Genomic DNA, 13,012 nt, shown 5'->3' on the forward strand with positions numbered 1-13,012 from the left:
ATGAAAACAAAATCGTCCCTGTCCTTGTCGGTAGGCAGTCCGGCAAGTCGCAAAATACGCTCCATGACCTTATGGCAATGGTATTTGCTCTGCTCGGTATCTACATAGAGGATTTTCCGTTTGTTCGGTGGCAGGTATGCCGAATACTTCAGTACCTCGTCATTCTTCAACGCTGCCGCAACAATGGCGGAAATATTGAATGTCTTTTTGCTCTTGGCTTTGCCTGTGGATGCGCTGAAATTACCCAGTGTGCCAATGGTAGAGCCGTTCACCCAGAGTATTTCGGGCGGCACTTCGTAAGTGTCCGTCACCTTTAGATGAATGGTTTTCCAAAGGGCTGCGAAATCCTCTTTCTGCATGGTAACACCCTGCCCGGCTTCTTCTTTCCTCTTATTTTCCATAGTTACGGATTTTCCGGTTTGCGCTCTTGGCGATGGCGAGTGCCGCCTCGTCCTTGTCGTTCACCCTTTTTGCAAGGTTTTCCGCCCACGTGAGAAGCTCTTTCCGTGAGAAAAGCAATTTGTTCCCGTATTTGCGGAACGGCACTTCCTTTTTTGCGGTCAGCTTGTAGAGCCGTGCCTTTGAAATCAGAAAACCGTGTCGTTCCAGCACCTCTACCGCCACATCGGGCGTGAGGTTGTCGGGTTCGTTCCTCGGCTGGGTGAATCCTGCCAATGACTGGGAAACGGTTTCGCTCACGATAGCCCGGAGTTCTTCGGGCGTTGTCAGAATAATGTTCGTCATATTTTCTTCCTTTTTTAGTTATTACTTGGCTACCGTCATAGCCGTTGCAACCGGTTGATGCCGCAAAGGAAGAATAAAAGAAACCGATTATTCAATTACTAATCACTTGACACAGACCGGACAACTTGGGACAATGCAGGACATCCGGCAAAATTGGAGCGGGATAAAAAAAGGGACAAACGATGTATTGGTGATTTTGTCCTTCCAACACACCGTTTGTCCTATGTATGTTAAGTGATTATGCGAATGCCGCTATTTCACATCCTTTAACCTTTCAAGTTGGGAAACGACTTCTTTTATTACGAAATATTTATTTCCCGACAGCCCTATGTCCGAACGGGATATGAAACCGAGTTCCTCCCACCGGGCTACGGTCTGCCTGCTCACGCCCGCCATTTTCGCCAATGTCTTTTGGTCTATCAGTTCCCTGCCCTCGAATACGGGGTACTTGTATTTACGGGTGGCATGGCTGAACCTTATTTTCTCTATCGCCTTGTCCACGTCTTTAACAGTAGGGGGAATATATGATTTCACTTGCAGTACGGCTTCTTCTATTTCGTAGCCTGCGTATTCGGGATTCTGCGCCAGTTCCCCGTAAATGGCACTGAAACATTCAAGGTGTCTAATCTTCACCGTCTTGGTTTTCTTGTTCGGCATGGCTCAATCGAATTTGGTTAATAACTGCGCATTCCTTATCCGCTCCTCCTGCTCGAAACTGGCGAGGTAGTTCTCCGTGATGGCAAGGCTTGAATGCCCCAAACTCTCGGATATGTAAGCGATGTTCGTTCCGCTGCGTTTTAAGACAGTCGCATAGGAATGCCGGGCGGAATAGGTCGTGAAACGGGGGACACCGACAGCTTGGGCTATTTTAGCCAAAGCGATGTTGCAACGGTGCGTTACCCGTCTGACAATATTGGAAATGACAAATTCGTCCTCCGTTTCTCTGGCGTACTTGAACAGGAAAGTATCGGGTTTCCCATCGTCAGGGTTTCCCCACCGTTTTATAATATCCCGCATTTCGGGAGTGAGTACCGCCCTTATTTCCCGTATATGGTTGGACGTGTGCGATGTCTTGGAGCGTACAAAGCAGATTTCACCGTCCACGATGTTCCCATACCGCAAGAAAAGCATATCCCTGAAATTGATACCGTTGCACAGGTAGGAGAAAAACCAAAAATCCCGGTACTTCTCAACGGTCTTGCTGCCCTTGTATGTCACGACTTTTTTTATCTGTTCCATCGTCAAGGCTAACTTTCGGCTGTTGCCGCTCGGAATCTCGTACTTCCCCCTGCCGAACGGGTATTGGGCTTCTTTTAAAATCCCGTTGCGTCTTGCGTCATTCACCACGCATTTAAGGGCTTTCATATAGAAATTTATGGTGGTGACGGTCTTGCCCTCGTTCCGCAGGAACTTGTCAAGGCGTGACAGCCAGTCCGCAGAAACCGCATAGAACGGCACGCTGCCGCCTGCGAACCGTTCTATGCTTTTCAACGTGCTGCGGTAGTTATAATAGGAATTTACCTGCCCGTTGAGTTTGAATGCGTCTATTTTCCCCTGTATGGCTGTGTTAAGGGTTGTACCCGTACACCTGCCCAACCTCATGCTGAGCGCATCGAAACAGAAGTCCCCACGTTCCGCAAGGGCTTCCACTTGGCTTTTTATGATGGAGAAACTGTTTTCCACGCTTGCCCGTATCTCAATCAGTCTGCGGCTCTTGCTTTCGGCAAGGATTTCCCAGTCCTCTTTGGACAATTCCTTTCCGGTGGAATAATATTTCTGCTTGCGGTTGTGTATCACTTGTATCTTGACAGGGAACAGACCGCTTTTCTTCGCCCTGCGTGCATCCAGTACCGACAGTACGGATATGCCATCTTTTGAATACTTGAACATAGGCTGCCTTGTTTATTGTTATACGTCTATTCTGTACATACGATTTGCATACAAAAATAGAGATTATCGGAAAAAACAGCAAATCAAAAGCCAAATCATTTCCCTAATAATCTCTAAATATCAGCTATTTATATACAAGTTCAAACAATATAAAAATGGTAAAAACATAGGGTATTATTACGGTTGGTCGTGATGCCTTTCTTCATGGGCAAATCCGATATGTCGATATGCAGCGGGCGACCGCTCACCCTGTCCACCATTTTGATGCCGAACGGCGAAAGCGAACTCTTGTAGTTCGTTTCTTCCACGAACAGGCAGAGAGCCTGCCCCAAGAACGTGTAGAAACTTTCCTCTGCGGGGAAGTCCGCTTCGTTTCCGGGTATGCCCGCCCAAAAGAGCGTGGGCGTATCGACCGTGTTGTGGCGTGGCTTGCACTCCATTAGCGCAAGCTGGCTTCCCACATCGTTGCGTATGCGTTTGAGTTCTTCCCGGTCGTCACTCCATGCCATGACGTTGCAGTGGCAGCGCACCGATACAAGCCCCTTGCTGTGCGCTTCGTTCAGGTACTCGTCTATCCATTCCTTGTTCACTTGGTTGGCACGGGAATAACGGGAGAGCGATTGCATGTTCCGGGCGGTCTGCTCGAAGTTCTTCAGGTTTTCGGCGTGGTCGTCTATGAAGATGAACTGGTTATAGACGTGGTTGCACGACAACAGCACGCCCACCGGGGCGGCGAATGACAGTCGGCAGTCGCTCCGGTCAGTGGACAGCTTCTCAAACCGTGTGTCCGTCCCGACCTTTCCGGGCAAATCTTCCACGTCCGAAAGCGTGTGCAGGCACAGTATGTCGTCCCCGACACGCATTTCTTCCGGGTACAGCCCGATGTCTTTCAGGCAGGTGGTATCTGTCTGCGATAGCGAGAAGTATTTCTCGATGATGCCCGCCTTTCCGTCCTGCCCGGTGATTTCCGATGCCGCCAGCCGGGTAAGGGTGACAAACCCGCTGTCGTTCATAATCCTTTCAAACTGCCCGACCGCTTCGATGAACTTTGCCGCCGCTTCCTTGTCGGCTATCTCCTGCGGTACAATCCTGCCCCGGCATAGGGTGGAGAAGTCGCTCTGTCGGCGGCTTCTCTCCCTTGTCGTCTTTGTCAGGAACAGGTAGCAGTAATGGTTCAGGAACGGGCGTTCATTGAAGTGCCGTTCAAAGGAGCGGCTTAAAAAACTAAGCTCGTCCCTTTCCGTGTCGGGCTGGTAGTTCTCCTTGATGAAGAAGTCCTGCTTGTGTACTATGGAGTAGTCGGGCAGCACCTTGATTGCCTTGTACCATGCCGAATGTATGGCTTCGTACTCGGCACTGGTGACGGTGAACAGTTCGGGCAGTTCCACCCTGAAAGCCACCGTTATGTCCGCATCCTTTGAAATGATGCAGCCGTTCTCCACCGCCAAAAGGGGGAATTTCCTTTCCAGCGTGGTAGCCTTTAACATATTTCTCATGGTCTTTCTTCCTTTCTTTTTTTGTAGGTGAATAATCGGGGTATCGCCTTTCGGCTGATAATGAAGCGTGGATGCCGTTTGCGTGCGGCGGCTTTCATCAGCCCGTGCGTGCCGTACTTGGCGTTGAGCCGGAACGTCTGCCACACGAGCAGCAGCGAAGCCGACACGATGAAACCGATACATAGCCACTGGTTCACGCCCGCCATGAACAGGACGATGAACACCACGAAGACGGCGAGCAAGCCGCCGCAAAAGATAAAGAGGTACTGGCTTTTCAGCCCCTTGAACTCCACGGGCTTCCCGATACCCCTGTTTACCTGATATTTTTCGGGCTTAGCCCTCAACAACTCGTCAGACATAGCCGCAGGTTTAGAGGAAGAACGAGCGCAGGATAGTGGCGGCTACAATCAGGAAGATGCACGCCCCGAACCAACTGGCGGCGGTCTTTGAGGTGTCGGGGTCGCCGCTTGAAAACTTGTTATATACTTTTACCCCGCCAATCAAGCCGCAGACCGCCCCGATTGCGTACACCAGTTTTGTTCCGGGGTCGAAATACCCGGTGATTAGGTTCGTGGCTTCGGTGATGCCCGCCTGCCCGTTTCCTTGTGCGTAGGCACTTACCACGGCGGCAAGTATAGCCGCCGACAAGAAGATTTTCTTTCTCATTGTGATTTGTTTTTAATGCCGGGCGGCGGGTGGATAGTCCGCCTTTCCCGGCTGGTGAATAATTTGAAATTTTAGTGGTCGGGGATAGTCCCGTTTGTCTGTTTGGTTTTCAGGTTGCCAATCAACCGTAATCACGCTGTTTCATGCTGTCAGGCTTATACATTATTATATTATAGGAAATCGTTCATGTCGAACGCTTCGTGTTCCTTGCTTTTATTGCCAGCTTCGGCAGGGACAGCAGCCGCAGCCAGTTCCGCTTCGTTGCGTCCCAGCAGTTCCGCCACCTTTGCCAGCCCGCCGTTGATGTTCTCCACCACCGCATCGTAGAGGTTCGTCCCCTCAATCCTTGCCAGTGTCCCGGCGGCTTGCCGCTGTTCCGTTTCGGTGGGGTTGTCGGCGTTCGCCGTGCGTACCGCTTCGCCCAGTTCGTCAAAGCTCACGCCCGTAGCCCGCCCGGTATCATCGTCACCGTCCATGTACCCGGCTATTTCCTCGTCCTCGTAGTCGGGTTCGTCATTCTCGTAACCGGGCGTTTCTTCCGGCAGTCCGTCAGCCTGCGGCGCAAAAATAGTATCATTTTCAGCCGCTTGCGGGAGGTGTCCCGATTTGTCCTGCGCTGTCTGAAATTGTCCGCTCTTGTATCGGCTTTCACCTATCAGCGTGTAGCCTGAAACCCCGTTTCGTGGAAGCGGCGCATCATCCGTTTTGCCCGGTGATGTCCGGCTGTCCGTGTAGCGATACCACAGCCACAGGGCGATGTAGTACACCAAAAGCCCGGTAAGTATGCAATAGATTACCATAGTCAGACAGGCTTTTGGAAGTGGCTTTCGTACAGGGTGTTTATCTCGTCTTGGTACTGCTCGAAGTGGCGCAGCAGAATGTTTTCCACGTAGCTGCTTACCGTCACCTTTCGCCCGCCTATCACCGTCACGATACGCATCAGCTTCTCATGCGTGGTTCGGCTCACGTACAAGGGCTGTCGGTCTGCCAGTTCCACTTTCTGAAAGTAGGTTTCCCGGTAGTCGCCCGAACCGCCCTTGCGCTTGCGGGGTGTCGGTTTCTCTACTTGCACTGTTTCAGCCTGCCGTCCCTCGTGGGCGGTTTCCGTTTCGCTGCCGGGCTGCGGTTCATCATCCGGCTGGCTCTCCCGCTTGGCGGGTACACCCTGCGAGATAAGTTCCCGCATAAAATCCTCGTCTATCTTCGGCATCCCGCCGCTTTGCTTTGCCATATCATTTTAATTTGATGTAGTACACTATTTCGGTTATCAGTTCTTCCAAGTTGCTTCCCCTTACCAACGGGCGGCTGGCGGGAAAGAGCGTGGAGCGGAACACCGCCTTTTTATCCGCCACCAGTTCCTTTTTGTAGCGTTTGGTATCGGGGATAAAGGTTTTCATCAGCGGCAGTTCCAGTTCCTTAATGGTCTTGTCGTAGGCGGTGTAAAGGTCTGTTTTCTCCCTACCGTCCACCATGTTCCAAAAGAGGTACAGCCCTGCAAGTCGGCAGGCTTCATTCTTCACTAATAGCTTTTGGATAGCCATTGCGAACGACAGGCTGCTTTCCAGCACCACCTTGTCGGCTGAAATGGGGGTGAAAATGTAGTCCATGCCCGCAAGGGAGTTTATCACGCCCTCGCTGTTCACCGTGCCGGGCAGGTCGAAAAACACTATATCCGGCACGTGTCCGGCGGCTATATATCCGTCAGCCGTTGCAATCGCCTTTTCGGGCGAACTGCACAGTACCGGGTAGGCTTTCTTCCCCAGCCGGGTGAACTGTTCATACGCCATGCGCTTGTAATCTTCATCCGCCCCGACCTGCTCGGCATCCCGCTTGCGCATCCCGGCAATGGAGTGCTGGGGGTAGTCGCAATCGACCACCGCCACATTGTAGCCTTTGAGGTAGTATAGGTAACTCGCCGCCAGCACGGTAAAGGTGGTTTTGCCGACCCCGCCCTTTTGTGTGGAAAAGGCGACATAAAGGGGTGTTTTCTCGTTTTCCATATTGCTTCCGTTCATTATTGGTTGATAGATTTGTTTATTGCTTTCAATCATTCTTTCCATATTGCAATCTTGAAATATTGAAAGACTGTTTTATTTCAATCTTGTTTTCCTGCTTTCATTCTTTCTTGAAATATTGAAATCCTGCAATCATGTTTTATTGAAATCCTGCTTTCAATCATTCTTTCCTGATTGGAATATTTCTTTCAATCTTGCTTTCAATATTGAAATCCGATGCAAAAAAAGGGAGAAAAAACGTCCCCTGAAAACCTTGTCCCGATTTGTCCTGCGCTGTCCCGTTTTGTCCACCAACCACCTATTTTACAGCATTATAAATCACCGTTACTTTGCAGCGGAGTAACGAACCGCAGGGGGCGCAGGTGTAAAACAGGGCTGGTGAATGGCTGGGCTTACCGTTCCACGCTAACCCCAATCCGTCCGTGACGGATTTCGATTTTCGTCAGAAAATAGCAAGGTGTGTTCTATGGCACATAGAACCGTTTTCCGTGCCTGAAAACGCCTTGCCCCTGTCGGGGGTAAAAATCACTCCGAAGTCGTAATTTTTTAATCCAAAGAAGCATGGAAACAAGAAGAACCAACAAGGGCGGTCGCCCCGCCCTCGCAGACCCGGCGAAGCATCGCCATGTCCTTTACCTGAACGACCGGGAGAATGCCCGCTTCCTCTCGCAATGGGAGCAGTCGGGCGTCACGAGCAAGTCCCGTTTCATCGCCGCCCGGCTGTTCGGCGAGCCGTTCCGGGTGGTGAAAGTGGACAAATCGGCAGTAGAATATTGCGCCCGGCTGACCGAATTTTATGCCCAGTTCCGGGCGGTTGCGGTCAATTACAACCAAGTGGTAAAGGCTCTGAATAGTAACTTTTCGGAGAAAAAGGCACTGGCTTTTCTCTATAAACTGGAGAAAGCGACCACCGAACTGGCTGTGTTGAACCGTCAGGTTATCGACCTGACAAACGAGTGCAGGGAACTATGGTTGCCAAAATAAGCACGGGCGGCAATATGTTCGGCGCACTGGCATACAACCAAAACAAGGTGGACAGCGGGGAAGCAAAGGTGCTTTTCTCCAACCGGATGCTGTTGGGCGAGGACGGGAATTTCTCTATCGGCGAGTGTATGCGCAGCTTTGAAATGCAGATGCCCGTCCAGCTATCCACCAAGAAGCCGATACTTCATATTTCCATAAACCCGCACCCGGAAGACGTGCTGACCGACCGGCAGCTTTCCGACATCGCCAAAGAGTATATGCGGAAGTTGGGCTATGGCGACCAGCCTTATCTGGTGTACAAGCATACCGACATCGACCGCCACCATATCCACATCGTGGGGTTGCGGGTGGACGAGAACGGCAAGCCGCTGAATGACAAGTTCGAGCATCGGCGCAGCAAGCAAATCACCCGTGAACTGGAGCAGAAATACAACCTGCACCCGGCAGAACGAAAGGAACGTGCCGAACGCCCCGAACTTAAAAAGGTGGACTATGCCGCCGGGGACGTGAAGCACCAAATCGGCAACACCGTGAAAGCGGCTTGCTATGGCTACCGCTTCCAGTCGTTCGGGGAGTACAAGGCTTTGCTTGCCGCTTACAACGTGTGCGCCGAGGAAGTCAAAGGCGAGATAAACGGCAAGCCCTATCAGGGCATTGTCTATTCCGCCATGAACGACAAGGGCGAAAAGGTGGGCAACCCGGTAAAGGCTTCCCGCATCGGCAAGTCGGTAGGTTATGAAGCGGTGCAGCGCAGAATGGAGAAATCGGGCGAAGCAATTAAGAACGGGAAACTGAAAGAGCGCACCCGGAAGATTGTAGCCACTGCCATGCAGACCGCCCGCAGCCGCAAGGAACTGGAACGACAGCTAAAGAAGCAGGGCATTGATGTGGTATTCCGTCAGAACGACAACGGGCGCATCTATGGCGTTACGTTCATCGACCACGACAGCCGGGTGGTGCTGAACGGTTCACGCTTGGGTAAGGAGTATTCGGCGAACGTGTTCAACGAACGTTTTTCGGGCGAAACCGGAAAGATACACCAGTCCGAAGTGGCAGCACCGCAGCAAGACCAGCCCACGCATCAGGAACAGCCGGGCTTCACGCCGAAAGCCGACATCGTTTCGGGCATGGCTTCCGTGCTGGGTGCTTTCGGCGGTTTGCTGGGCGGCGGTGCATCAGGCGGTGACGAGCCGCAGGACACCGACCGCCAAAAGAGAAAGAAGAAAAAGAAGCGCACAAGGCGCATCAACTAACTTAAAAACATTACAATCATGCAACAGGAAGATGATTTGAGAGGGCTTGCAAGGGTCATGGACTTTATGCGGGCTGTCAGTATTCTATTCGTGGGAATAAACGTGTACTGGTTCTGTTACTCCACCCTGAAAGAATGGGGAGTGACGTTTGAGGTGATAGACAAGATACTGTGGAACTTCCAGCGCACCACCGGGCTGTTCTCGTCTATCTTATGGACAAAACTATTTTCGGTGGTGTTCCTCGCCCTGTCGTGTATCGGCACTAAGGGCGTGAAAGAGGAAAAGATAACGTGGGCGAAGATACATTGCAGCCTTGCGGCGGGTGTCGTGTTGTTTTTCCTGAACTGGTGGCTGCTGGAACTTCCGCTGCCACATACGGCGGACACTGTGTTTTATATCGCCACGCTGTCGGCGGGCTATATCTGTATGCTCATGGCGGGTACGTGGATGTCCCGGTTATTGAAAAACAACCTCATGGATGATGTCTTTAATACCGAGAACGAAAGTTTCCAGCAGGAAACAAGGCTTATCGAGAACGAGTATTCTGTAAATCTGCCTACCCGGTTCTACTATAAGAAGAAGTGGAACAATGGCTATATTAACGTTGTAAACGTTTTTCGTGCGAGCATCGTGTTAGGAACGCCGGGCAGCGGGAAGTCATACGCAGTAGTAAATAATTACATAAAACAGCAAATCGAGAAAGGTTTTGCGCTCTACCTGTATGATTATAAGTTTCCTGACCTTTCGGAAATCGCTTACAATCATTTGCTTAACCACTTGGACGGCTACAAGGTCAAGCCGAAATTTTACGTTATCAACTTTGACGACCCACGCAAGAGCCACCGATGTAACCCTATAAACGCCAGCTTCATGTCGGACATTGCGGATGCTTATGAAGCCAGCTACACGATTATGCTTAACCTCAATCGAAGCTGGATAAGCAAGCAGGGCGACTTCTTCGTGGAAAGCCCGATTATCCTGCTTGCAGCCATTATTTGGTATTTGCGCATCTATCAAGGCGGCAGGTATTGCACGTTTCCCCATGCCATAGAACTGTTGAACAAGAAATACGCTGATGTATTCACGATTTTGCGCAGTTATCCCGAACTGGAAAATTACCTTTCCCCGTTCGTGGACGCTTGGGAAAGTTCGGCAGTTGAACAGTTGCAGGGGCAGATTGCCAGTGCAAAAATCCCGCTTTCAAGGATGATTTCACCCGCCCTTTACTGGGTAATGACGGGCGATGATTTTTCACTTGACATCAACAACCCGAAAGAGCCTAAAATACTGGTTGTCGGCAACAATCCTGACCGCCAAAATATCTACTCGGCAGCACTGGGATTATATAATTCCCGTATCGTGAAGCTGATAAACAAGAAAGGTCAGCTTAAAAGTTCGGTGATAATAGATGAATTACCAACTATATATTTTCGGGGGTTGGATAATTTGATTGCCACCGCCCGAAGCAACAAGGTTGCGGTTCTGTTAGGCTTTCAGGATTACAGCCAGCTTACCCGTGATTACGGGGACAAGGAAAGCCGGGTTATCCAAAATACTGTGGGTAACGTGTTCAGCGGTCAAGTAGTCGGTGAAACGGCGAAAATCCTTTCCGAGCGTTTCGGAAAGGTGTTGCAGAAACGGCAGAGCATGACGATAAACCAACGGGAAAAATCCACCTCGATAAGCACCCAAATGGACAGCCTGATACCCGCCAGCAAAATATCCAACCTCACGCAAGGTATGTTCGTGGGTGCTGTGGCGGACAACTTCGATGAACGGATAGAGCAGAAGATTTTCCACTGCGAAATCGTGGTGGACAACGAAAAGGTGAAGCGGGAAACCGCCCATTACGTGAAGTTGCCGCAGATTATCGACTTCACCGACAAGGACGGCAACGACCGGATGCAGGAGGAGATACAAGCCAACTATGACCGCATCCGTCAGGAAGTCAGGCAGATAGTCGAGGACGAGATAACCCGGATTAAGAACGACCCGGAGTTATGCCACTTGATTAAGGAGGAAGAATAGCTATATATAATAATGTATGGAGTGAAGAACAGCCGATGTAGCTTTACGGTTGTTCTTCATTTTGCTTTTTGGTGCGGTAGGCTTCAAAACGCACTAATATTTCGTGCAGGTTCTTCAATGCTTCCACAGCCTTGCCTATCGGCGGCATCTTGCTTTTGTCGAAAGTCAGTTTCTTCAAATCGGTAGTGTACGCCGTAGCCACTTCGGGTAACGCCATGACCGCTTCGGCATCCTTGAATATCGGTGCATCAGCCAGCGACAAGTGCGAACGGGAGTTTTTATTTAGTCCGTCCTCTATCGTCACCCGGTACATGGCATCCAAGAAATCTTCCGAATGTAGGTAATCGTTATATTCCTGATTGTGGTAGAGTGCCGACAAGTCGTAAACGTCACGGATATGCTTTGCCAACAGTGCGGCTGCATCCTCATTGTAAGACAGCTTTACCAGCCTTGAAACCTTGTCGCAGATAGTCTTTCGGGGGTTGATACACTGCGTTTCAAAACTTTCCAGCCCGTAGGTGCTTATCAGTTCCTCTTGCCCGATGCTTTCAAGAAAGGCGGTCACAATCGGTTTGATAACCCGCTTGTCCGCCGGGTAGAACATCAGTTTTTTGTCCGGCAGGTCACAGGATTTTATCTCTACTTCCAAATGTTCTTTCAGTCCCACGCCTTGAAATACATTGTCATACGAGAAATACAGTTTACGGTAATTACCGCCCGTTTCCGACAAATCTTCCTTGTATATGTCACTATTGAGTTCGGCTATGTATTTGGAAAGTTTCTTGTTCAATGTCTTTTCTGCCTGCTTGGACGCACCTTTATCACCCGTGAACACGAACAAGTCCAAATCTTCCGAGAAACGTTCTATCAGCCCGTAGGCTTTGGAAAGTGAAGTTCCGCCTTTGAAGTAGGTCTTATCCGCATATTCGGACATGGAAATATCCCGCAGTATCTTCGATACCCAGTAATCCTTTTCCACGTGCGACTGCTCGTAGCCGAAATGGTCAGCCGCCAGTGCGATGATTTCCTTGAACGCTTCCTTGTCCGAATGTAAATTCATATTTCTGTCCTATGCTGTTTTATAATCCAAGTTGAACCGTGTCGTGGGAAGAATGGTCTTTGCCATTTCCGTTTGCAATACGGTTTGTCTGATGTCGCCCAGTATATCCGCCACCACCTTTCTGACACGTGGCGGGTAACTTTTCGCCAAAGATACGATTTTTTCCAGTTCCGGCAGGCTGTACCCGTTGAAATATTGGCTTTTGACCCGGTTGTAGATGTCCTGCCCGGTTGTTCCGGGTATGCGCTTCATGTCCTTTATCGCATCGAGCAGCCGCAAGTACGGGACAAGGCTTTCATCCGGATAGACCATGCAGTAGGCTTTCACGCACTCTATATCCAAGTTCTTGAAACGGAAACGGCGAACCGGGTTAGGAGTGGCTATCGTTATGGTTGTGGCTACCTGTTCGGTCAGCCCCATTTTGTTATAGATGTAAGCCCCCGTGATATAGCCGTTCAGTTTTTCAGTCAGGTAGCGGAACTGTTCATCCTGATAGACAGGCAGCTTTCCCAGCCCCAGCACTGATTTCTTGGGACGGTAGTACGCCCCCTTTTCAACCCGTACCAGTACCCCTTTGCGGCTCTGTTCGGAAAGTAGCACCGCAACATTGGCGGTCTTTTCCGTTTCAAACGATAAATCCCGGAACGTGAATATACGCCCGGTATCTATCCGTTCAATCTGCCCAAGTATCTCTTTTCTGAATGAAGCCATATTTATGTCCTTTGTTTCTATATGCAAAGATAGTATATTATGTAATCACCTGCAAAAACATAACAAAGATTTTGCCGAAGATGTTTTCTTTTTGTCGTGTCACCTGATAATAGGAGAATAACGGAAACTCAATCAAAGGCTTGCCATACGCTTCATAAACGCTTC

At 50.2% G+C, this 13,012-nt stretch carries 13 protein-coding genes and 2 pseudogenes; 3 read left to right on the top strand and 12 right to left on the bottom strand.

Going from position 1 to position 13,012, the window contains the following annotated elements:
* From H8S52_RS12730 to H8S52_RS12775, 10 genes and pseudogenes are all read right to left on the bottom strand, one after another.
* Positions 1–401: pseudogene (locus H8S52_RS12730) on the bottom strand (mobilization protein); the annotation flags it as partial.
* Entirely contained in the window at positions 391–744 is a 354-nt protein-coding gene (locus H8S52_RS12735) for a helix-turn-helix domain-containing protein (RefSeq protein WP_005856071.1), read from the bottom strand. The gene H8S52_RS12735 and the pseudogene H8S52_RS12730, both read right to left, overlap by 11 nt.
* Positions 745–996: 252 nt before the next feature.
* Entirely contained in the window at positions 997–1,401 is a 405-nt protein-coding gene (locus H8S52_RS12740; protein ID WP_102408426.1) for a hypothetical protein, read from the bottom strand.
* A gap of 3 nt (positions 1,402–1,404) precedes the next feature.
* A complete protein-coding gene (locus tag H8S52_RS12745; protein ID WP_134978280.1) occupies positions 1,405–2,634 on the bottom strand; it encodes a site-specific integrase in 1,230 nt (409 codons plus the stop codon).
* Positions 2,635–2,810: 176 nt separating this feature from the next.
* Positions 2,811–4,130, bottom strand: a pseudogene (locus tag H8S52_RS12750) (TraG family conjugative transposon ATPase); the annotation flags it as partial.
* Entirely contained in the window at positions 4,127–4,489 is a 363-nt protein-coding gene (locus tag H8S52_RS12755; RefSeq protein WP_007566699.1) for a DUF4133 domain-containing protein, read from the bottom strand. The gene H8S52_RS12755 and the pseudogene H8S52_RS12750, both read right to left, overlap by 4 nt.
* A gap of 10 nt (positions 4,490–4,499) precedes the next feature.
* Complete coding sequence (locus H8S52_RS12760) at positions 4,500–4,796, bottom strand: DUF4134 domain-containing protein (RefSeq protein ID WP_004308755.1); 297 nt, start codon at positions 4,794–4,796, stop codon at positions 4,500–4,502.
* Positions 4,797–4,966: 170 nt separating this feature from the next.
* Positions 4,967–5,596: a hypothetical protein gene (locus H8S52_RS12765; RefSeq protein ID WP_007478186.1), complete on the bottom strand. Its 630-nt coding sequence runs from the start codon at positions 5,594–5,596 to the stop codon at positions 4,967–4,969.
* 2 nt (positions 5,597–5,598) lie between these two features.
* Positions 5,599–6,027: a DUF3408 domain-containing protein gene (locus H8S52_RS12770; protein ID WP_007478184.1), complete on the bottom strand. Its 429-nt coding sequence runs from the start codon at positions 6,025–6,027 to the stop codon at positions 5,599–5,601.
* Position 6,028: 1 nt separating this feature from the next.
* Positions 6,029–6,811 (bottom strand): ParA family protein, encoded by a 783-nt coding sequence (locus H8S52_RS12775; RefSeq protein WP_028728951.1) that lies wholly within the window; start codon positions 6,809–6,811, stop codon positions 6,029–6,031.
* A gap of 561 nt (positions 6,812–7,372) precedes the next feature.
* Here H8S52_RS12775 and mobA point away from each other — a divergent pair.
* Genes mobA through mobC form a run of 3 tightly spaced genes read left to right on the top strand, consistent with a single transcriptional unit; the run spans position 7,373 to position 11,076 of the window.
* Entirely contained in the window at positions 7,373–7,795 is a 423-nt protein-coding gene (mobA, locus tag H8S52_RS12780) for a conjugal transfer protein MobA (protein WP_004309974.1), read from the top strand.
* Complete coding sequence (mobB, locus tag H8S52_RS12785; protein ID WP_007566686.1) at positions 7,780–9,048, top strand: conjugal transfer protein MobB; 1,269 nt, start codon at positions 7,780–7,782, stop codon at positions 9,046–9,048. The genes mobA and mobB overlap by 16 nt, the downstream gene beginning before the upstream one ends.
* A gap of 18 nt (positions 9,049–9,066) precedes the next feature.
* Complete coding sequence (gene mobC / locus H8S52_RS12790) at positions 9,067–11,076, top strand: conjugal transfer protein MobC (protein WP_007478174.1); 2,010 nt, start codon at positions 9,067–9,069, stop codon at positions 11,074–11,076.
* Positions 11,077–11,119: 43 nt separating this feature from the next.
* On the opposite strand, the gene H8S52_RS12795 is transcribed toward mobC, so the two are convergent.
* Together H8S52_RS12795 and H8S52_RS12800 are read right to left on the bottom strand one after the other, a co-directional pair.
* A complete protein-coding gene (locus H8S52_RS12795; RefSeq protein WP_004309977.1) occupies positions 11,120–12,136 on the bottom strand; it encodes a nucleotidyl transferase AbiEii/AbiGii toxin family protein in 1,017 nt (338 codons plus the stop codon).
* Positions 12,137–12,145: 9 nt separating this feature from the next.
* Positions 12,146–12,847, bottom strand: a complete 702-nt coding sequence (locus tag H8S52_RS12800; protein ID WP_004309978.1) for a DUF6088 family protein — start codon at positions 12,845–12,847, stop codon at positions 12,146–12,148.
* Positions 12,848–13,012 lie beyond the last annotated feature (165 nt).

Source organism: Bacteroides sp. NSJ-48, from assembly GCF_014287405.1.
Lineage (GTDB): Bacteria > Bacteroidota > Bacteroidia > Bacteroidales > Bacteroidaceae > Bacteroides > Bacteroides stercoris.